The following is a 19178-nucleotide window of genomic DNA, read 5'->3' on the forward strand; positions in this document are numbered from 1 at the left end:
GGCTTTTCGCGCAGGTCCACTCGACTGCCGAGTTGGGCCTAATTGCAGAACGGCGCATAGATTGGTTTTTCAGCACAAATGAGCTTTCTTGCTTCGAGTGGCGTAATTGCGTAGCTACGCTCAATAAGGCGGTTCGCATCCTCCTCGTTACGAGCTAGCAGAGCCTCACGTAGTAGCGGTATGTCTTCGACTACTACGAGATTCATATCCAAGCGATCGAGATGACTCAATACCTCATTGACAGCGTCGTTCTCTGGTTCCCAACTGTGTGTGGCAAAACGAGCCTCGGCCCAGCTGTGAACTTCACTGGCACTCAACTCGTTCGAGCCCCAACGCACTAGAAGAGCATCCATTTCGCGAGCGGTCACCAATTTCGGCATGCGCAGCGTTTCCTTAAGCCCAACGATTAAGGCCAGCGGAGGCCGTAGGCCGTCCGTGCTGGGCCGATTTATTGAACGTCATGCTTCGTCCTCCAAAACCAGAAATGCCGAGACTTCATCGTCCGTTGGCTGCCAGTTTCTGCCGCGAAGTTCGAATAGCTTGAGCAACCCCAACAACGCGAGTGGATCGTCTGCGACTAATCGACAGTTCAGACCTTCAGCTACATAGGCACCGCCGCAATCAGTGCCACGGCTCACCTTATAGCCCAATGCTCGGACTTCGGCCAAGGATGGAGCCATGGTGTTGCCTGCAGCGACGATCGTGGTGATAGCTGGCATGAGGTTTAACGAGGTTGTGCAAAAACCCCAAGTCCAGCCGCAGACTGGCGCAAGGGTTCGGTTTTCTGGATCGCCATTGGTTGAGCCCTCCTGAAGTCGTTTTCGGTTTGATCGACCCATCTGATAAGGCCTCTGGCGCTCATTCTGACACCGAACAAGACCCGTATCCCTCTCGCTATTTCTTCAGCTCGCAGCCAGCCAGTTTCTCGATGTTGTGCACCAGGCAATACAGCCTCCACTGCGTGCCCACCTTCTTGCTCCCGCGCAGCGTGAACCGGTTCAGCCGCTTGTTGTGCCGGATGTTGCCAAACACCGGCTCCACCGTGCCGATGCGCTGGCTGTAGCGCCTTCTGCCCTCGGGACTGTCGATGCGTTGCTTCATCGCCTGGAGCACGTCGTTGGGGCTGCTCTGGCTCTTCTTGAAGATCGCCACCTGCCGCACCGCCGTGCGCTCAGGGTGGCGCAAGCACAGGTGCCTGTGATCGCACGGGCTGCAGCTGCTGTGGCTGCCGGTGTACTTGTGACACTGACGCCCGTTGATCGTGCAGGCGTTGCCGTTGCTGTAGAGCTTGCGGCCAGCCGGGCAGATGCAGTGGCTTTGGTCCTCGCTCACCCGGAAGTCCTCGGGCCGGTAAAGCCCGATCTTCTGCGCTGATCCCGTGGGCTTCTTCTCGTACAGCGGATCACCCTTAGCCTTGTGTTTGCCTTGGTCCTCGAATCGCTCGTCGCGCTGCCTCATCTGGTTGTCTGCAATCAGCGCATCGATGTGCTGCTCGGCCAGCGCCTGCAGGTTCTCGGTGCTGTGGTAGCCCGCATCGGCGGTGATCAAGGTGTCTGGGGTTCTCACGGCTTCACTGGCCTTGACCATGGGCAGCAGCATGGCCTGCTCCGAGCCTGAGCCGGTGACATCGGCCGCCACAATGATCTGGTTTTGACTGTCCACTGCGGCTTGCGCCGCGTAGCCCTGGATCACGCCTTTGCCGGTGGCCATCTTGGCGCTCTCGGGGTCGGTGACGTTGGTCTTGAGTTCCTGGCCTTTGCGGTTGCGCCGCGGAGCGTTGCGGGCGATGAAGTCGCGCGTGGCCTGGGCCTCTTTGTGCAGGGCCTGGATGCGGGCCTGACGCTGTTCGTCTGCGTCCGGCGCAACACCGCTGGCGTCTTGCCGCTGGTGGGCCTCGATGATCTTGCGCGCGGCCTTGTCCAGGCGCTCTGCCCGGTGTGCCAGCTCGGCATGGGTGCCGCTGCGCTCTTTGCTGGCGTTGGCCGGCAGCTTCACGCCGTCGATGGCAAACATCTGCCGCCCGATCAGGCCGAGGCGGTCGCAGGTGAGCAGCACCTGGGTGAACAAGGCCTGGATGTCGTCGCCGAGCTCGCGCACGAACTTGGCAATGAGGGTGTAGCTCGGTTGACTGTCGCCGCTGATGGCGATGAATTGCACGTTGTGCAGGCAGGCCGCTTCGATGCGCCGGCTGCTGATCAGGCCCCGGCTGTACGCCAGCAGAACGATCTTGAGCATGACACGGGGGTCGTAGGCGCTGGCGCCGGTCTCATCGTTGCGAAAGCGCGCGTCCAGGGCGCTGAGATCGAGTTCGTTGTCGATCAGGTGATCGAGCGCAAATTCAAAGCTGCCGGGTTGAATCTGATCGCTCAGCACCACGGGCAAGAGCCGGGGATTGCGGTCGATCGGTTTGTATCTCGCCATGTCCTGCTCTCCTGCTTTGAGCGTTTGGACATGGACTCCTGCGTAGACTATTCGTTCCGACTCGGTGGGGGTTTTTGCACAGCCTCAACGTTTGACATGAGGGGCGGCCGAGGGCGATAGCCCTTGGACGTCCCTCTCGATGGAGGGAGGCGTCACTTGGCCGCGCACTTCACACCAATGACGTTGTTGTAGCGACCTGCAGGCCAGGCGCTCGCTCGCCACCGATATGTGCCGGGGCCAATGAATCGCATTTCCCACTCGCGGTATTCATCCGGGAAGTCTTTTAGCTCCTGGCCGTACTTGATGACAAGAACATTCGGAGCATGGCTGATGATTGTTGCTGAGTACCTTTCGATCTCCTGCCCGTTGTCCATACGCCATTTCCGGTCGTTCTTGAGAACCAGCGTCTTGCGGTCAGCTGAAACCTCGAACTGCTGGTGAACGTTGTCTGGGCGGCACCCATACTTGTTTTCTGAGCTTTCTGCCCACTTGCCTTCTAAAAGCGACCAATCAAAAGTGGTTTGAGCCCGAGCGACCGTTGAACACAGAGCGATTGTGACGGCGACACAGAGGGAGAGTTTCTTTGTAATTCGTGACTCCGCGAAATGAGAAATTGGGTTGTGACGCCTACATGCTGGATATATGTCCCGCTATAAAAATCCTGCGAAACCCCGCACCCCTGTGCTGCAGTCCTTGCGGATTTAGGACCAGTTGAGTAAGCGCATACGGTACATGCACTATAGCTTCAACAATGAGCAGTTGTACGGTTGAAGGACGGTTTTGGGGAGACTGGGGGAATGACCGCAACGGGTCGAGGCTGTGTGAAAACCCTCTCCCTGCCCAAAACCGAACTCGGTAGAGTTCACAGACATATTGAACACAGAGGTCAATATGTCGAGATACATCGAGGGTCAGGACAGGCAGCAAGTCACGTTGCTGCCGGAGTGCCTGGATGACTTCGTAGCTGAGGACAACCCGATACGGGTGGTTGATGCCTTTGTCGGAGAGTTGAACCTGGCAGCGCTGGGGTTCGAAGGCGCAACGCCTGCCGTAACCGGTCGACCTTCGTACAACCCTGCGGTGCTGCTGAAGATCTACATCTACGGCTACCTCAACCGGATCCAGTCCAGTCGGCGTTTGGAGCGCGAGTGCCAACGCAATGTCGAGTTGATGTGGCTAACCGGTCGCCTGTCGCCAGACTTCAAGACGATCGCTGACTTCCGGCGTGACAACGGAGCAGGCATCCGCAACGTATGTCGACGCTTTGTAGTGCTGTGCCGAGAACTCAAGCTGTTCAGCCAGGCGCTGGTGGCCATTGATGGCAGCAAGTTCAAGGCGGTCAACACGCGGGACCGCAACTTCACCACCGGCAAGATCGACAAGCGCCAGCAGCAGATCGAGGAGAGCATTCATCGTTACTTGACTGCGCTGGAGACAGCCGACCGCACCCAGCCAGCAGAGCTGGAAGCAAAGACATCCCGCCTGCAGGACAAGATCGCTCACCTGCGCCAGCAGATGCGTGGGCTCCAAGAGGTCAAGGAGCAGTTGAAGAACGATCCCGAGGGCCAAATCTCGTTGACCGACCCAGATGCGCGCTCCATGGCCACCAGTGGAAAGGGCTCCGGCATGGTCGCCTACAACGTGCAGGTGGCGGTGGACGCCAAGCACCACCTGATCGTTGCCCATGAGGTCACCAACGCCGGCAGCGACAGAGCGCAGCTCAGTCCGATGGCCATCGCCGCGCGTGAAGCCATGGGCAAGAAGAAGCTGCGCGCGATTGCTGACCGTGGGTACTTCAGCGGCCCACAGATCAAGGCCTGTGCGGACGCGGGCATCTCTGCCGTACTGCCCAAGCCAACGACATCCGGCGCGAAGGCCGCAGGACGATTCGACCGGGCCGACTTCATCTACATAAAGGAAGACGACGAATACCAATGCCCGGCAGGGCAGCGCGCCATCTACCGGTTCTCTGGCGAGGAGAAAGGCATGGTGATTCGTCGCTACTGGAGCAGTGCCTGCACGCAGTGTTCGATGAAGTCGCAGTGCACGCCCAGCAAGTACCGACGCATCTCACGTTGGGAACATGACGACGTGCTGGAATCGGTACAGCGCCGCCTGGATCGCTCGCCCAATTCGATGACGATCCGGCGCAGAACGGTAGAGCATGTGTTCGGCACCTTCAAGAGCTGGATGGGGTACACCCACTTCCTCTCCAAAAGGTTGGCCAACGTAGGGACGGAGATGAGCCTGCACGTGCTGGCCTACAACCTGCGGCGTGTACTCGCCATCTTGGGGTTCGAAGGGACCATCAAGGCAATGAGGTTGGCGGGGGCGTGAGCCCACTTCGAGGCTAAATCCGGCCTCCAGGATGCCTCAGGCATGTCATGGGACCATCCACGCGCCTCAAGAATGACATGAAGCCGAGCTACGCGGATTGATCAGCTGGCAGGAGCGCCGTCTCCGATGTTCGGATGCGTTTCCACACAGCCTCGGTCGAGAACACCAGTTCGCAATCGGGGGCAGCGGACGTTCAAGATGAAGTGCCGTCCGGGCAGGCGTGGCCCCTCACCCCAGCCCTCTCCCCAGAGGGGCGAGGGAGTGAGGGCACGGCCCGCGCCTTGAGGTCATGTTGTGCGCGGTCGAGGCTTTCAGTCATTCCTGAACAAAAAACTGTACGCATTGAGCGCCGGCACGCCGCCCAGGTGGGCGTAGAGCGCGCGCGAGCCTTCGGGGAATTCGCTGCCGGTGCCCGTAGTGGGTTGATGCACTTCAGAGGTCGAGCACCAGTCGCGCGCTGCTGGCGCGCGAACAGCAGGGCAGGAACTGGTTGTTCGCCGCGCGCTCTTCGGGCGTGAGGTACTGGTCGCGGTGGTCCGGCGTGCCGGCCTTCACGCCGGTCAGGCAGGTGCCGCACACGCCCTGTTCGCACGACATGGGAATGTCCAGCCCGGCGGCCAGCAGGGCGGCCAGCGCGCTCTGGTCGGCACGCACGGGGATCACGCGGCCGCTGCTGGCGATCTCCAGTTCGAAGCTGCCGTCGTTCGCGTGGTCCACCGGCGCGGCCGCGAAGTACTCGCGGTGCAGGCGCTCCTCGGACCAGCCGGCGGCGCGGCCGGCGGCCAGCACGGCGTCCATGAAGCCGGTCGGGCCGCAGACATAGAGGTGCGTGCCTTGCGGCGCACGGGCCAGGGTGCCGGCGAGGTCCAGCCGCTGCCCCGCGTCGCCGTCGTCGTGGTGGTGGTGCACATGGCGCGCGAACGGCGAGGCCGCGATGCGCGAGACAAACGGTGTGCGCTCGCGCGAGCGGGTGCAGTGGTGCAGCTCGAAGCACTCGCCCTGGCTGGTCAGCCGCTCGGCCATCGCCAGCAGCGGCGTGATGCCGATGCCGCCGGCGAGCAGCAGGTGGTGCGACGCCTCGGTGGCGAGCGGGAAGTGGTTTTTCGGCGCGCTGATGCGCAGGGTCGAACCCTCGGTCACGGCGTCGTGCACCGCCTGCGAGCCGCCGCGCGAGGCGGCGTCGCGCAGCACCGCGATCTGGTAGCGGCCGGTCTCGCCGGGCGGGTTGCACAGCGAGTACTGGCGCACCAGGCCGTTGGGCAGGGCGACGTCGATGTGGGCGCCGGCGCTGAAGGCGGGCAGCGTGTGGCCGGGCTCGGCCACCAGGTCCAGGCTGCAGATGTCCAGCGCTTCGGTGTGCTTGCGCGCCACGCGCACCAGCAGGGGGGTTTGGGGGTCGCTCATGGTGGTGGGTCCGGGGCGGTCAGGCGGTGGCGCCCTGTTCGGCCGCGATCACGCGGTCGATCACCCGGCGCGACTGCACGCCGCCGGTGTCGATGTTGAGCTTGAGCAGGGCGCGCTCGGGGAAGGCGCTGAGGTTCTTCTGCTGGCGTTCCAGCATCTCCAGGTCTTCCGAAAAAATCTTGCCCTGGCCTTCGCGGATCTGCGCCGTCAGCGCCTTGTCGCCCGGGTTGAACTTGCGCGCCATGCCCCAGAAATAGTGCATCGAGGTGTTGGTCTCGGGCGTGATGAAGTCGATCACCTGGCTGTAGACCTTGTGTTCGGCCGGTGCGTCGTAGCCGCCGTGGCCGGCGTGGGCCACGCCCACTTCGATGATCACGTGGCTGGGTGGCGTGAAGCGGCAGATCTGCCAGCGGTCCACCGGCACGTCGTCGGCCAGCCCCTTGGCGCGCAGCGCGGCTTTCCAGAACGGCGGCGCGGGGATGTCGCTCATGAAGCGGCTGGTGATCACCTCGTCGCCGTTGACCGTGGTCTTGCACGGCGCCTCGTCGATTTCCTTCTGGCCGATGCTGGTGGAGTGCACGTAGGTCTCGTGCGTGAGGTCCATCAGGTTGTCGACCATCAGGCGGTAGTCGGCCTTCACGTGGTACAGCCCGCCGCCGTAGGCCCACTCGGGGTTGTTGTGCCACTCCATGTGCGGGATCAGCGCCGGGTCGGCCTTGTCTTTCTCGCCCGGCCAGACCCAGACGAAGCCGTAGCGCTCTTCCACCGGAAAACTGCGGATGGCCGGGAAGCCACCGACGCGCTGGCCGGGCATGGCGACCGTCTTGCCGTCGCAGCCCATCTCCAGCCCGTGGTAGCCGCAGACCAGCTTGCCTTCGCAGACGTAGCCCAGCGAGAGCGGCGCGCCACGGTGCGGGCAGAAGTCCTCCACCGCCGCGACCTTGCCGCCCTGGGCACGGTAGAACGCGATGGCCTGGTTGCAGATGGTGCGACCCAGGGGCTTTTCGTCGATCTCGTCGGCCGTGCAGGCCACGTACCAGGTGTTGATGGGGAACATGGGGTGTCTCCTTGGGATGGTCAATCGGCTTCATTCAGCATACTGAATGAAGCCGATTGTACGGAAGGAGCGGTGGGCGCAAAAGGGGTTCAGACCCCGGGTTTACCCGAATCCGGTGGGGTTGGTGTGGCTTCGTTCAGCTGCACGAACTTGCGCAGCAGCCGCAGGAATTCGGCCTGTTCGGCCGCTTCCATGGGGGCGAGCAGGGCGCGGTACATCGGTTCCACGCGCGGCAGCATGTCGGCCAGCACCGCTTCGCCCTCGGCGGTGAGGCGCAGGCTGCGCTGCCGGCGGGGCAGCAGCTCGCGCACGATCCAGCCCTTGGTTTCGAGGCGGGTGGCGATGTCGGCGGTGGTCGAGGTGTCCAGTGCCACCTTCTCGGCCAGGGTCACCTGGTCGATGCCGGGCGAGGCCTGCAGCGCGCGCAGCAGCGCGTACTGCACGGGTGTGATCTGCCGGCCGTGCGTCTCGTGAAAACTCGACACCGCCAGCTGGTGTGCGCGGCGGATCAGGTGGCCGGGTTCGGCCTGCAGGGAGGTGTCGAAGCTGGGTTCGGTGCTCACGGGTGGGCGGGTGGTGTGGGTGGGGCGGGGTGGCCGAGGGCCTTCGGCCTAGCCGGGTGGGTTGCAGACGCCAGGGGCGCCGGGGGCGCGACGGTGGGCCGGTGGGCCCGGGCGCCTGGGCCAGGCAGGGGCCTTGGCATCACGCCGATTGTGGCCGATGCAGGCGGGCCGGACCGAGTTGCGCGGCGTCCAGGCCCTCGGCCGCGATGTGCGCCGGGATCGGCAGGCCGCGCGCCAGCGCCGCGCAGGCCTCGCCCATCGCGGGCGCGGTCTGGATGCCGTAGCCGCCTTGCGCCGCCACCCAGAAGAAGCCCTCGGCCAACGGGTCGAAGCCGCCCACGAGACCGCCGTCTTCCACGAACGAGCGCAGGCCCGCCCAGGTGCGGATCGGGCGGTTGACCTCCAGCGTGGTCATCTCGCCGATGCGGTGGATCGCCATGGCGATGTCGAGTTCTTCGGGCTGCACGTCCTGCGGCGGCACCGGGTCGGCGTTGGCGGGCGAGCCGAGCAGCACGCCCGCGTCGGGCTTGATGTACCAGTCTTCCGCAGCGCCGAACACCAGCGGCCAGTGGGCCACGTGCTGGTCTTTGGGCGCGTGGAACACAAAGGCCGAACGGCGTTTGGGCACCAGCCCGATGGCGCGCGCGCCGGCCATCTGCCCGACCGCGTCGGCCCAGGCGCCCGCGGCGTTGATCACCACCGGCGCCTGCCAGCGGCGGCCCGCCGCGTCCACCTGCCAAAGCCCGTCCACCCGGTGCAGCGATGTCACCGCGGCATCGCAGACGATCTCGCCGCCGTGCCGGCGAACGCCGCGCAGAAAGCCGCCGTGGATCGCGTGCACGTCCATGTCGGCGGCGTCGGGTTCGTACACCGCGCCGGCCACCTGATCCGGGCGCAGGGCGGGCACGCGCTCGCAGGCCTGGGCGCCCGTGAGGCGCACTGCCTGCGGGTTCAGTGGCGCGAGCATGGCCCAGTGGGCTTCGAGTTCGGGCATCTGTTCTTCGGTGGCGACCATCATCGCGCCGCGTGGCGAGAGCAGGGGGTGTTCGCTGAAACCGGCGGGGGGCGCGTCGAAGAAGGCGAGGCTGGCGCGGGTGAGCGCGCGCACCTGCGCCGAACCGTAGCTGGCCATGTAGAGCGCGGCGGAGCGCCCGGTCGAGTGGTAGCCGGGCTGGGGCTCGCGTTCGAGCACGGTCACACGGCCGTGGGGTGCGAGCCAGTGGGCGACCGATGCGCCGGCAATGCCGGCGCCGATCACGATGAAGTCGGTGGTGTCGGTGGAGGAGGTCATGTCGGGCGTTGAAAAGGGGCGTGGCGGCGGGTGTGGCGAGGGGGTGAAAAAGGCTGTGCGTGGTGGTGTGGGCGTGGCATCATGAACCACGAAGGCCGCACTTTGCGTGCGGGCTCATCACATCACCGGAGGCAACCATCATGCTGAACATTCTCATCCCGGTCGACGGTTCTTCCCATGCGCTGCTGGCGGTGCACCACGCGGTGCGGCTGGTGCATGCGGGCTTGAAGGCGCGGTTCGTGCTGGCGAATGTGCAGGAGACGGCCACACTGTACGAGCTGGTGGTGGCGCACGATCCGGAGGTGCTGGAGCGGGTGAACGAGTCGGCGGGGCTGGACCTGATGCGCCCGGCGATGGCGTTGCTGGAGGCCGCGGGCCTGCAGGTGGTGCAGGAGGTGGCCACCGGGGACCCGGCGCACACGCTGATCGACATCGTGGAGCGGCACGGGTGCGACGCGGTGATCATGGCGGCGGGGTCGGGCGAGGGCGAGCTGGGCTCGGTGCCGCAGCACATGGTGGACCATTCGCCGGTGCCGGTGACGGTGGTTCGGGAGCCTGTGTCTTTGTCAGACTCAGACGACTGAATTTCCTTTTTCTCCGGGGGCGCTTTTAACTCCCCCTCTGCGATCCAGCGCCCGGGTGGCCGACTCCGCTCATGTCCCCCGGGGTTTGCTGCGCAAACCCCTCCTCCTTTACTTCGCTGCGTCGGCCACCCGAACGCTGGATCGCGCTCGCGTGCGGGTGTGCCCACGGTGGCGCGCCCGCTTCTGTTCGCACGGCGGTGCATGGCGCTCTGCGCAGCGAAGTCAAGGAGGAGACGGCCGCAGGCCGTCGGGGGACATGAGCGGAGCAGAGCGCCATGCACCGCCGTGCCAGCGAGGTGCCTGAGCGCGTGTGCAGGCACACCGGAAGCGCACTCCGACAGCAGCTCAACCAGCCGAACAAATCAAGTTCGCAGGTTCCATCAAAATTACGTTTAGAGAAACGTATTTACCAATAAGAAATTATCGGCTACAGTCCTGCCCAGACAACGCCGCCGCTTTTCCGGGCGCCGGCGACAACGACGGAGCACCGCAGGCATGGCCACCTACACCTACCCCACCTTCCCCTACACCGGTCCGCAAGACCTCATGGCGTCCGCCCCGCAGCGCCGGCCGCTGGTGGTCATTGGCGCCGGCCCGGTCGGTCTCGCGGCCGCCATCGACGCTCGGTTGCAGGGCCTCGACGTGCTGCTGTTCGATGAAGAGGACAGCGTGTCGATTGGCTCGCGCGCCGTCTGCTACGCCAAGCGTTCGCTCGAAATCCTCGACCGCCTCGGCGTGGGCGACGTGGTGGTGGACAAGGGCGTGAGCTGGAACGTGGGCCGCACCTTCATGAAGGAAGAAGAGGTCTACCGCTTCAACCTCGTGCCCGACGCCGGCCACAAGCGCCCCGGCATGATCAACCTGCAGCAGTACCACCTCGAAGAAGCGCTGGTGCGCCGCGCCGAAGCGCTCGGCGTGGACCTGCGCTGGAAGTACAAGGTGGCCAGCGTGCTGCCGCTGGACGACGGCGCCCGCGTCAGCGTGGAAACGCCGGACGGCCCGTTCGAGATCGACGCCGACTGGCTGATCGTGGCCGACGGCGCGCGCAGCAACGTGCGGCGCCAGCTCGGCCTGGACATCGAAGGCCACGTGTTCAAGGACCGCTTTCTGATCGCCGACGTGATCATGAAGGCCGACTACCCGGCCGAGCGCTGGTTCTGGTTCGACCCGCCGTTCCACCCCAACCAATCGGTCTTGCTGCACAAGCAGAGCGACAACGTCTGGCGCATCGACTTCCAGCTTGGCTGGGACGCCGACCCGGAAGAAGAGAAGAAGCCCGAGAACATCCTGCCGCGCGTGAAAGCCATGCTCGGTGATCAGCGCGAGTTCACGCTCGAATGGGCCAGCATCTACACCTTCCAGTGCCGGCGCATGAAGCACTTCCGCCACGGCCACCTGCTGTTCGTGGGCGATGCGGCGCACCAGGTTTCGCCCTTCGGTGCACGCGGCGCCAACTCCGGTTTCCAGGACACCGACGACCTGCTGTGGAAGCTGGCCCTGGTGATCAAGGGCCAGGCGCCCGAGGCCCTGCTCGACACCTACGACGCCGACCGCACCTACGCCGCCGACGAGAACATCCGCAACTCCACGCGCTCGACCGACTTCATCACGCCCAAGAGCGCGGTCAGCAAGCTGTTCCGCAACGCGGCGCTGGAGCTGGCGCGCACGCAGCCGTTCGCCCGCAAGCTGGTGAACTCCGGCCGCCTGTCGGTGCCGGCCTTCCTGGTGCACTCGGCGCTGAACACGCCGGACGTGGATGCCTTCGAGGGCGACATGGTGCCGGGCGCTCCGCTGGACGACGCACCGGTGCGTGTGGCCGGGCAGGACGCCTGGCTGCTCGATCAGTTGGGCAACCGTTTCCAGTTGCTGGCCTTTGCCGACAGCCTGGAACAGCTCGACCCGGTGGTGCGCGCGCAGGCTGTGGCGCTGGCGGGTGGCGCCATCCCGGTGGAGGTGGTGCTGGTCACGGCGCACGCCGGTGAGGCCGCGGGCCTGACCGTGCTGCACGACCGCGACGGCCTGCTGGCCCAGCGCATGGACGCGCGCCCCGGCACCTGCTACCTGATCCGTCCCGACCAGCACGTGGCCGCGCGCTGGCGCCGTTTCGATGTGGCCGCCGTGCGCGCCGCGCTGGCGCGCGCGACTGCCCAGACCGCCCCCGAAACCGTGGCCGCCTGACGCAAACCCAGGACAAACCAAGGAGACACAAGATGCCCCTGCAACTCCAGCCCAACCTCGCCGAACCCGGCCAGCGCTACTTCCGCGATTTCACGCCGGGCGACGATTTCTACGAAGCCCTGATCGAGACCCACCGCGACCTCAGCGACGAGCAGAGCCAGCTGCTCAACGCCAAGCTGATCCTGCTGCTGGCCAACCAGGTGGGCGACATCGCTGTGCTCAAACAGGCTCTGGCGATCGCACGCCAGGGCGTCTGACCCCATTCACCCGAAGGAGACCGTCATGAACATCCGCAAGATCCACCACGTCGCCTACCGCTGCAAGGACGCCAAAGAAACCGTCGAGTGGTACCAGAAACACCTGGGCATGAACTTCGTGCTCGCCATCGCCGAGGACCAGGTGCCCTCGACCCACGCACCCGACCCCTACATGCACCTGTTCATGGACGCGGGCGGCGGCAACATCCTGGCCTTCTTCGAGCTGCCCAACGCGCCCGAGATGGGCCGCGACCCGAACACGCCCGACTGGGTGCAGCACATCGCGCTGGAAGTGGACACCGTCGAAGAGCTGGACGCCACCAAGGCCCGCCTGGAGGCCGCCGGCATCCCGGTGATCGGCGTGACGGACCACACCATCTTCAAGTCGATCTACTTCTTCGACCCCAACGGCCACCGCCTGGAGCTGGCCGCCAACACCGCCACGCCCGAGATGATGAAGAAGCTCGACGAGGTGAAGTGGGACATGCTCAATGAGTGGGACAAGACCAAACGCGCGCCCAAACACGCGGCCTGGATGCACCAGAAAGAGTTCGCGGCAGCTTGAATGTGAATTGGGGGGTGAAAACCCCTCAAGTCGGCGTTTAAGTGGTCGAAAACCCTTGGGAACAGCGGTACTGTCTGACGCCGCTGATCCCGTCAGGAAGGGGTTTGTCATGTTGAGCATCAGTTCCAGTTCCAGTGCTTCGGTGAGTTGGCCCACCGCGCCGTCCGCTGCCGTGGCGGCGGTGACCGCCGTGCCCGGTGTCACCGCGGTGCAGGCATCGCCCCGCGAGAGCCAGGCCGAGACCGGCCGCCACGGCCAGGGTGCCCAGGGCGGGCCACCCCCCGGCGTGCCCAGGCCCGCCAGCGACGCCGCGTCCGGCGTGCCCAGCGCACAGGCGGCGCCCTTGTTGCCCCGAGAGCGTTCCGAAAGTGCTGGCCCATCGACCGCCCAGGACAACGAGGCGCGTGCCGAGCAGCGCCAGGAAGACGAGCAGAAGGCGCAGGAGCAGGCGGCCCAGAAACTCCAGCTGCAGGAGGTGCTGAGCAACGTCTGGAAGGCCAGCGCCGCGGTGGTGGACGTCGTGCTGGGTCGCGAGGCGGCCTCGGTGGCGGCGGCGCAGGCGGCGGACGCTGCCCTGCCGCCGCTGGCGAGCGCTTCCTCCGCCAACGACCGGGGGCTCACCACCGGAGAGGTCGCCCAGGTGGCCGAGCTGCAGGCGGCCGTGCGGCGCGACGAGGAACCGCTGATGTACACCGAGCAGGGCACCAGCAGCTGGGCGCCCCTGGAGTCCGGCAGCCTGATCAACCAGCGCGTCTGAGAGGGGCGGGCCTGCGGGCCCGGACCCCCCAGAAAAAAGGCAGGTGATTCACCTGCCTTTTTTCTTGGGGTCGTTCACCGACCCTTGGCCCCGGCGAGGGGCCAGGGGTCAGGCCGCCTGTGGCAACTCGAACTGCTGCAGGGCCTTTTGCGTGAGCGCGGTGTCGCGCAGCAGCTGCGTGCCCAGTTCGGCGTTCACCGGGTCGTCGGTCTGGGTGGCGAGGTGCTCGATCTGTGCCGAGGTTCTCACCAGCGCACGGAAGCCCAGCAACATGGCGGTGCCCTTGAGCTTGTGGGCGTTGTAGCCAATGGCCTGGCGGTCCTGGTCGAGCATCGCCTGCAGCAGCACATGCACCGTGCCCTCGGGCGGCTCGAACACGGTCTTGAGCAGCTCGCCCAGGGAGTCGTCCGGCATCATCGAAAGGATCTCGGCATACGACTCGCCGTCGATCACCGCCGAGGTCGAGAGACCCGTGTCGGTCAGGCGCACCGGCATCTCGTAGGACGACACCGGGAACGGGCTGATGCTGCGGGGTCCCAGCGGGGCCAGGGTCGATGAAAACCCGGGCGGGGGGGGCACTTCGTCGAGCAGTCCACAACGCGCCAGTGCCCGTTGCAGGTCTTCGGCCTGCAGCGGTTTGCTGGCAAATTCGTTGACGCCCACCTCCAGTGCGCGCTTGCGCGTGTCGTTCACCACGTCCGCCGTCACCAGGATCACCTTGACGTCGGCGGCCTGGGACTTGAGCGCGCGGATCGCCTCGGTGGTGGCCAGGCCGTCGAGCACCGGCATGTGGTAGTCCAGCAGCACGACATCGAAGGTCTGCTGTGCCAGCAGCTGCAGCGCTTCCTGCCCGTTCTCGCAGAAGGTGGCCTCGTGCCCCATCTTGTTGAGCAGGATGTTCATGTACTTGAGGTTGATCGGGTGGTCTTCGGCCACCAGCACGCGCAGTCGGCGCGTGCTGCCGTCCGTGCCGGCACCGGCCTGGTCTTCCACCGGTGCCCCGGTCTCGGGCAATTGCAGGTGGACCGTGAACACCGTGCCCACGCCTGGCTGGCTCTGAACCTCGATGTCGCCGCCCATCATGCGCGCCAGGTTGCGCGAGATCTCCAGCCCCAGGCCCGTGCCACCGATGCGGCGGCGCAAGGAGTTGTCGGCCTGGTAGAAGCGGGTGAACAGGCGTTGCACCGTCTCCTCGTCCATGCCCACGCCGGTGTCGCGCACGGTGAGCACCACGCCCGTCTGCCCGTCGGGCGCACGCGTGAGTTCGGCGATCACGCCGCCCTCGTGGGTGAACTTGATGGCGTTGTTGATCAGGTTGAACATGATCTGGCGCAGGCGTGTGGCGTCGGCCATCACCCAGTCGGGCAGGTCGGCCGCGGGGTACATGTCCAGCGTCAGGCCCTTGTCGCGTGCCGCGACCTGCATCAGGCCATCGACCTCGCCGAGCACGCCCGGCAGGTGGACCGGTGCCACCGACAGCTTGAGCGTGCCCGACTCCATGGTCGACACGTCGAGGATGTCGTTGAGCACCCCCAGCAGGTGCAGTGCGGAGTCGCGCGCGGTGCCGAGGTAGTCGCGCTGCTGGCTGGAGAGCGAGGCGTCGTCGAGCAGGTTCAGCATGCCCAGCAGGCCCTGGAAGGGCGTGCGGATCTCATGGCTCATGTTGGCGAGAAAAATGCTCTTGCCGTGGTTTGCCGCATCGGCCTGGTTGCGGGCCACCACCAGCGCTTCACTGAGCTGCTGCAGCTCGGCGTACTGCTTCTGCTGGCGCCGGATCTGGCGCACCAGCAGGCCCACGAAGAGCAGCATGGCCACGATCTGCGCGGCGGCCAGGCCGATGACCAGCACGCCTTGCTGCTGGAGCTGGGCATTGCGTTCGTCCAGAAAGCGGGCCACGGCCCGGTTGGCCTCTCGGGTCAGCTCGCCCAGCAGGGGCTTGAGCGGTTCGGTCGCGGCGTCCAGCCGGTTGAGCTTGTCCGGACTGGCGGCGAGGGCCTGAGGGTCCGCAAACAGCGGATCGGCGAGCGACTTGAAGGCCTGGATCTGGTTCAGGGTCGCGGTGTATTCGAACGAGGTTTCAAGCAGGTCGCGCCGGGGGATCTTGGTCAGCAGGTCGATGCGGCTGAGAAAGACCTCGTAGCGCTCCAGCAGCTCGAAACCGTCCACCGGTGTGGACGCCTTCGCTGCCTCCATGAGCGCATGTTCCAGCCGGCCCATCTCGCGTTCGAGCTGGTAGGCCTGCCACATGATCGAATCGACCTGCTGGGTCGACACCTCCTGCAGCATGCGGTATTGCTTCCACTGGACCCAGCCCAGCGGTGCGAGGGTGGCCGCCAGCAGCAGCGAGAGCACCAGGGCCCATTGCCGGCCTTGCCAGCGGGCAGGGTTCGACCAGACGAGGGTCATCGGATGTCCAGTGCCTTGAGCTGCCAGATGGAGCGCTCGTAGTAGGTCGAGGTGCGCAGCTCGGCGGCGCTGTCAAACGGGTAGACCACGAACAGCGGTCCTTTCTCTCGCACCGGCATGGGTTTGTCGTCCATCAGGCGCGCCACGATCACCTTGTACTTGCTGGTGTCGTTCAGCGGGATGCTGATCTTGTAGTCGTTGATCGCGACGGCGCTCACGGTGCTGCCGCTGGCCTTGACGGCGGCGAGCACATCGGCCAGCAGGGGCCCGGTGAACTTGACCGGCTTGTCGAACCAGGGCGTGCTGGTGGTGAAGCTGTGCTGCGGCAGGGCTTCAATCATCTTCATGTCGAAGCGGGCGCTGTCGCCGGCGTTCTTCTCGGCGATCTTGCCGGTGACCTGGAGGATGGGGCGTTCCTGGGGGGCATCGAGCGCCATGCAGGCGCCCGCGAAGGTCAGGGCGCCGATCAGCAGACCGGCCTGGATGAAACGAGGGGCATTCATGGGAACACTCGGAGGAACAGTGAGGGTGGGGTCGGGGGCTCAGATGCGGTGCCGCACCAGGGCCGGGTTGCTGGCCAGGCGGCTGAGCAGGGCCGGGGCAATCTGTGTCAGGGGCAGGATCTCGTGGGCCGCGCCGCACTGGATCGCCATGCGCGGCATGCCGAAGACGACGCAGCTGGCCTCGTCCTGCACGTAGTTGTAGCTGCCGGCGTCCTTCATCTCGCGCATCGCCTGCGCGCCGTCTGCGCCCATGCCCGTGAGCATGATCCCGATCGCGTTGGGGCCGAGCACTCGGGCGGCCGACTTGAACAGCACCTCGACCGAAGGGCGGTGCCGGTTCACCGGCTCGGTGTCTTCGACCACGGCCACGTAGTTCGAGCCGCTGCGGTCGATGCGCAGGTGGTGCCCACCGGGGGCGATGTAGGCGTGGCCGGGCAGGATGCGCTGGTTGTGGCGCGCCTCTTGCACGCGGATGCGGCAGAGCGAATCGAGCCGCGCAGCGAAGCTGGTGGTGAAGCCCGGCGGCATGTGCTGGGTGATGACGATGGCCGGCGAATCGGCCGGCAAGGGCACCAGCACCTCGCGGATGGCCTCGGTGCCGCCGGTGGAGGCGCCGATGCAGATGATCTTTTCGGTGGACAGGCGGGGCAGCGGCGCGCGCGGGGTGTCGGGCGACGCGGGGCTGGCCGACGGGGGCGGCGTGCCTGCCGCGGGCGCCGGCCCCAGCCGTTTGACATGGGCGCTGGCGGCCACCCGGATCTTGTCCACGATGTCGGTGGCCAGCTCGTTCAGCCCGCTGCTGATGCCGATGCGCGGCTTCGCCACGTAGTCGACCGCGCCCATCTCCAGAGCGCGCAGGGTGATGTCGGCGCCCTGTTCGGTCAGCGTGGACACCATCACCACCGGCATGGGCCGCAGGCGCATGAGGCGCGAGAGGAACTCCAGCCCGTCCATGCGCGGCATTTCCACGTCGAGCGTGATCACGTCGGGGTTGAGCTCGCGGATCATCTCGCGCGCCACCAGCGGATCGGCCGCCGCGCCGACACATTGCATGTCGGGCTGGCGGTTGATGATTTCGGTGAGCAGGCTGCGCACCAGCGCCGAATCGTCCACCACCACCACTTTGATTTTTGCCATTTCAATCCTCTTGTTGGCCTTGCTTGCCTGATCCAGAAACACCGCGCAACCGCCCTTCAACAAGCTCAGGACGGGGCGCTGGTGTTGCCCCCTGGGGGGTGACGACGCGCAGCGTCGGCGCGGGGGGTTAAAACAAATCCACCGAGCCGCCGGCGTTGGATGTGGCCACCAACGCCGCGTTGCCCTTGCGCTCCTGCGTCTCGATGGTTTCGGGGTGCGAGTGCGCCAGGCGTTTCACCATGGCTTTCCCGGTGGCCGGGAAGTAGCAGACCTTGCGCGGGTGGATGTCCAGCACGTCCTTGGAGATCACGGCGATGCGTTCGGTCTGCAGGTAGTCGAGAACAAAGGCGGTGTTGCGTTCGCCCACGTTCATGGTCGTGAAGCTGTGCATCACCTGCCCGCCGCCGAACACCTTGGCCTGCATGCTTTCGCGCCGGGCGCCGAGCTTCATCATCTCGTTGATCAGCAGTTCCATCGCGTAGGAGCCGTAGCGACCCGAGGTGTCGGCACCACCGTCGGGCAGCATGAAGTGGTTCATGCCGCCCACGCGCACCTTGGGGTCCCAGATGCAGGCGGCGATGCACGAACCCAGCACCGTCATGACCATCATGTCGTCGGAGGTCACGAAGTACTCGCCGGGCAGCACCTTCACCGTGTCGGTGTTGAAGTGGTGGTCGCGGTAGAAGAACGAGGCCTCGCCCGGTTTGGGCGCGCGTGACTTGAGGAAGTCCACCCGGCTTCCACGCGCGGTGGCCGCCATCGCGGGCGCGACCATGACGCTGGGCGGGGGCATCACGGGGCGGGCCCGGTGACCGGGCTGGACGGCGTCAAACCCGCTCATAGACTGTCTTTCCGCGCAACACAAACAGGCTGCGCGCGTCGCTGAAATTTTCCGCGTGGCCCACGAACAGCAGGCCGCCGGGCTTCATCACGCGGTGGATGCGCTCCAGCACCTGGCGCTGGGTGGCGGCGTCGAAATAGATCATCACGTTGCGGCAGAACACCGCGTCGAAGGGCTCCCGGAACGGCAGGTCATGGATCAGGTTGACGGTCATGAACTCCAGGTGTTTCTGCAGTTCGGGCTTGACGCGCATGAACCCGGCGTTGGCGCCCTTGCCGCGCATGAAGAAGCGCTGCAGCCGCTCGGGGCTCAGGCCCTTCACGCCGTCGGCCTTGTAGACGCCGCGCGCCGCGGTGGCCAGCACCTTGGTGTCGATGTCGCTGTTGACCAGGCTGAAGCTGCCCGAGGTGCCCAGCGCCTCGGTGGCCGTCATCGCGATCGAGTAAGGCTCTTCGCCCGTGGACGCCGCCGAGCACCAGATGCGCCAGGGGTGGCTGCGCTTGGCGGCCAGCAGGTCGTGCAGGATGCCGAAATGGTGCTGCTCGCGGAAAAACGCCGTGAGGTTGGTGGTCAGGGCGTTGATGAACTCCTGCCACTCGGGGCCGTCGGTCTGCTCCAGCGCGTCGAGGTAGCTCTTGAAGCTGGCGTGGCCGGTCTCGCGCAGGCGGCGCGACACACGGCTGTAGACCATGGCGTGTTTGCCGTCGTGCAGGCTGATGCCAGCCTTCTTGTAGATCAGCGCCTTGATGCGGGTGAAGTCGGCGTCGGACCAGACGAACTCTCGGCCCTGGGTCATCGGCCCGTCGTCCATGGCCGGCAGCTCCAGGTGGGGCGCCGCGACACGGGGTGCGCTCGTTCGGGTCTGCTGCAGCATCGG

At 65.7% G+C, this 19178-nt stretch carries 19 protein-coding genes; 6 read left to right on the forward strand and 13 right to left on the reverse strand.

Going from position 1 to position 19178, the window contains the following annotated elements:
* Positions 1–38: 38 nt before the first annotated feature.
* The 4 genes from IM738_RS00580 to IM738_RS00595 form a co-directional block, all read right to left on the reverse strand.
* Positions 39–380, reverse strand: a complete 342-nt coding sequence (locus IM738_RS00580; protein WP_236963969.1) for a hypothetical protein — start codon at positions 378–380, stop codon at positions 39–41.
* A 78-nt stretch (positions 381–458) separates the two neighbouring features.
* Complete coding sequence (locus IM738_RS00585) at positions 459–719, reverse strand: hypothetical protein (RefSeq protein ID WP_236963970.1); 261 nt, start codon at positions 717–719, stop codon at positions 459–461.
* 175 nt (positions 720–894) lie between these two features.
* The gene (locus tag IM738_RS00590) at positions 895–2421 is read right to left on the reverse strand and encodes an IS1182 family transposase (RefSeq protein WP_236963587.1); all 1527 of its coding nucleotides are present in this window, start codon (positions 2419–2421) and stop codon (positions 895–897) included.
* 152 nt (positions 2422–2573) lie between these two features.
* Positions 2574–2795, reverse strand: a complete 222-nt coding sequence (locus IM738_RS00595; protein ID WP_236963971.1) for a hypothetical protein — start codon at positions 2793–2795, stop codon at positions 2574–2576.
* Between the two features lie 517 nt (positions 2796–3312).
* Here IM738_RS00595 and IM738_RS00600 point away from each other — a divergent pair.
* Entirely contained in the window at positions 3313–4758 is a 1446-nt protein-coding gene (locus IM738_RS00600; RefSeq protein ID WP_236963972.1) for an IS1182 family transposase, read from the forward strand.
* 432 nt (positions 4759–5190) lie between these two features.
* On the opposite strand, the gene IM738_RS00605 is transcribed toward IM738_RS00600, so the two are convergent.
* The 4 genes from IM738_RS00605 to IM738_RS00620 all read right to left on the reverse strand — a co-directional run bounded on the left by IM738_RS00605 (position 5191) and on the right by IM738_RS00620 (position 9073).
* Complete coding sequence (locus tag IM738_RS00605) at positions 5191–6162, reverse strand: PDR/VanB family oxidoreductase (protein WP_236963973.1); 972 nt, start codon at positions 6160–6162, stop codon at positions 5191–5193.
* Positions 6163–6181: 19 nt separating this feature from the next.
* Positions 6182–7219 carry an aromatic ring-hydroxylating oxygenase subunit alpha gene (locus tag IM738_RS00610; protein WP_236963974.1) on the reverse strand — a complete coding sequence of 346 codons (1038 nt, stop codon included), beginning with the start codon at positions 7217–7219 and terminating at the stop codon, positions 6182–6184.
* A gap of 89 nt (positions 7220–7308) precedes the next feature.
* Positions 7309–7782 (reverse strand): MarR family winged helix-turn-helix transcriptional regulator, encoded by a 474-nt coding sequence (locus tag IM738_RS00615; RefSeq protein WP_236963975.1) that lies wholly within the window; start codon positions 7780–7782, stop codon positions 7309–7311.
* A gap of 139 nt (positions 7783–7921) precedes the next feature.
* Positions 7922–9073, reverse strand: a complete 1152-nt coding sequence (locus IM738_RS00620; protein WP_236963976.1) for an NAD(P)/FAD-dependent oxidoreductase — start codon at positions 9071–9073, stop codon at positions 7922–7924.
* A 140-nt stretch (positions 9074–9213) separates the two neighbouring features.
* Here IM738_RS00620 and IM738_RS00625 point away from each other — a divergent pair, with 140 nt between their 5' ends.
* From IM738_RS00625 to IM738_RS00645, 5 genes are all read left to right on the forward strand, one after another.
* The gene (locus tag IM738_RS00625) at positions 9214–9657 is read left to right on the forward strand and encodes a universal stress protein (RefSeq protein WP_236963977.1); all 444 of its coding nucleotides are present in this window, start codon (positions 9214–9216) and stop codon (positions 9655–9657) included.
* Between the two features lie 495 nt (positions 9658–10152).
* Positions 10153–11835 (forward strand): FAD-dependent oxidoreductase, encoded by a 1683-nt coding sequence (locus IM738_RS00630; RefSeq protein WP_272907746.1) that lies wholly within the window; start codon positions 10153–10155, stop codon positions 11833–11835.
* A 32-nt stretch (positions 11836–11867) separates the two neighbouring features.
* Positions 11868–12092: a DUF2783 domain-containing protein gene (locus IM738_RS00635; RefSeq protein ID WP_236963978.1), complete on the forward strand. Its 225-nt coding sequence runs from the start codon at positions 11868–11870 to the stop codon at positions 12090–12092.
* A gap of 25 nt (positions 12093–12117) precedes the next feature.
* Complete coding sequence (locus tag IM738_RS00640; protein WP_236963979.1) at positions 12118–12657, forward strand: VOC family protein; 540 nt, start codon at positions 12118–12120, stop codon at positions 12655–12657.
* Between the two features lie 109 nt (positions 12658–12766).
* On the forward strand, positions 12767–13414 hold the full coding sequence (locus IM738_RS00645; RefSeq protein WP_236963980.1) for a hypothetical protein: 648 nt from the start codon (positions 12767–12769) through the stop codon (positions 13412–13414).
* A gap of 108 nt (positions 13415–13522) precedes the next feature.
* Here the strand turns inward: IM738_RS00645 and IM738_RS00650 are convergent, their stop codons facing one another.
* The 5 genes from IM738_RS00650 to IM738_RS00670 form a co-directional block, all read right to left on the reverse strand.
* Positions 13523–15820: an ATP-binding protein gene (locus IM738_RS00650; protein ID WP_236963981.1), complete on the reverse strand. Its 2298-nt coding sequence runs from the start codon at positions 15818–15820 to the stop codon at positions 13523–13525.
* Positions 15817–16323 (reverse strand): molybdopterin-dependent oxidoreductase, encoded by a 507-nt coding sequence (locus IM738_RS00655; RefSeq protein ID WP_236963982.1) that lies wholly within the window; start codon positions 16321–16323, stop codon positions 15817–15819. Before IM738_RS00655 ends, IM738_RS00650 begins: the two co-directional genes overlap by 4 nt.
* 39 nt (positions 16324–16362) lie before the next feature.
* Entirely contained in the window at positions 16363–17460 is a 1098-nt protein-coding gene (locus tag IM738_RS00660) for a protein-glutamate methylesterase/protein-glutamine glutaminase (protein ID WP_236963983.1), read from the reverse strand.
* Positions 17461–17587: 127 nt separating this feature from the next.
* A complete protein-coding gene (gene cheD, locus IM738_RS00665) occupies positions 17588–18235 on the reverse strand; it encodes a chemoreceptor glutamine deamidase CheD (protein WP_236966421.1) in 648 nt (215 codons plus the stop codon).
* A 52-nt stretch (positions 18236–18287) separates the two neighbouring features.
* The gene (locus tag IM738_RS00670; RefSeq protein WP_236966422.1) at positions 18288–19112 is read right to left on the reverse strand and encodes a CheR family methyltransferase; all 825 of its coding nucleotides are present in this window, start codon (positions 19110–19112) and stop codon (positions 18288–18290) included.
* Positions 19113–19178 lie beyond the last annotated feature (66 nt).

The organism is Hydrogenophaga sp. SL48 (genome assembly GCF_021729865.1).
GTDB lineage: Bacteria > Pseudomonadota > Gammaproteobacteria > Burkholderiales > Burkholderiaceae_C > Hydrogenophaga.

Excerpts from the sequence above, each read along its gene's own strand:
- IM738_RS00605 (WP_236963973.1), bottom strand. The coding sequence starts at position 6,162 with ATGAGCGACCCCCAAACCCCCCTGCTGGTGCGCGTGGCGCGCAAGCAC.
- IM738_RS00620 (WP_236963976.1), bottom strand. The coding sequence starts at position 9,073 with ATGACCTCCTCCACCGACACCACCGACTTCATCGTGATCGGCGCCGGC.
- IM738_RS00660 (WP_236963983.1), bottom strand. The coding sequence starts at position 17,460 with ATGGCAAAAATCAAAGTGGTGGTGGTGGACGATTCGGCGCTGGTGCGC.
- IM738_RS00640 (WP_236963979.1), top strand. The coding sequence starts at position 12,118 with ATGAACATCCGCAAGATCCACCACGTCGCCTACCGCTGCAAGGACGCC.
- IM738_RS00655 (WP_236963982.1), bottom strand. The coding sequence starts at position 16,323 with ATGAATGCCCCTCGTTTCATCCAGGCCGGTCTGCTGATCGGCGCCCTG.
- IM738_RS00580 (WP_236963969.1), bottom strand. The coding sequence starts at position 380 with ATGCCGAAATTGGTGACCGCTCGCGAAATGGATGCTCTTCTAGTGCGT.
- IM738_RS00590 (WP_236963587.1), bottom strand. The coding sequence starts at position 2,421 with ATGGCGAGATACAAACCGATCGACCGCAATCCCCGGCTCTTGCCCGTG.
- IM738_RS00645 (WP_236963980.1), top strand. The coding sequence starts at position 12,767 with ATGTTGAGCATCAGTTCCAGTTCCAGTGCTTCGGTGAGTTGGCCCACC.
- IM738_RS00670 (WP_236966422.1), bottom strand. The coding sequence starts at position 19,112 with ATGGACGACGGGCCGATGACCCAGGGCCGAGAGTTCGTCTGGTCCGAC.
- IM738_RS00600 (WP_236963972.1), top strand. The coding sequence starts at position 3,313 with ATGTCGAGATACATCGAGGGTCAGGACAGGCAGCAAGTCACGTTGCTG.
- IM738_RS00650 (WP_236963981.1), bottom strand. The coding sequence starts at position 15,820 with ATGACCCTCGTCTGGTCGAACCCTGCCCGCTGGCAAGGCCGGCAATGG.
- IM738_RS00625 (WP_236963977.1), top strand. The coding sequence starts at position 9,214 with ATGCTGAACATTCTCATCCCGGTCGACGGTTCTTCCCATGCGCTGCTG.
- IM738_RS00610 (WP_236963974.1), bottom strand. The coding sequence starts at position 7,219 with ATGTTCCCCATCAACACCTGGTACGTGGCCTGCACGGCCGACGAGATC.
- IM738_RS00595 (WP_236963971.1), bottom strand. The coding sequence starts at position 2,795 with ATGGACAACGGGCAGGAGATCGAAAGGTACTCAGCAACAATCATCAGC.
- IM738_RS00585 (WP_236963970.1), bottom strand. The coding sequence starts at position 719 with ATGCCAGCTATCACCACGATCGTCGCTGCAGGCAACACCATGGCTCCA.
- IM738_RS00630 (WP_272907746.1), top strand. The coding sequence starts at position 10,153 with ATGGCCACCTACACCTACCCCACCTTCCCCTACACCGGTCCGCAAGAC.
- cheD (WP_236966421.1), bottom strand. The coding sequence starts at position 18,235 with ATGGTCGCGCCCGCGATGGCGGCCACCGCGCGTGGAAGCCGGGTGGAC.
- IM738_RS00635 (WP_236963978.1), top strand. The coding sequence starts at position 11,868 with ATGCCCCTGCAACTCCAGCCCAACCTCGCCGAACCCGGCCAGCGCTAC.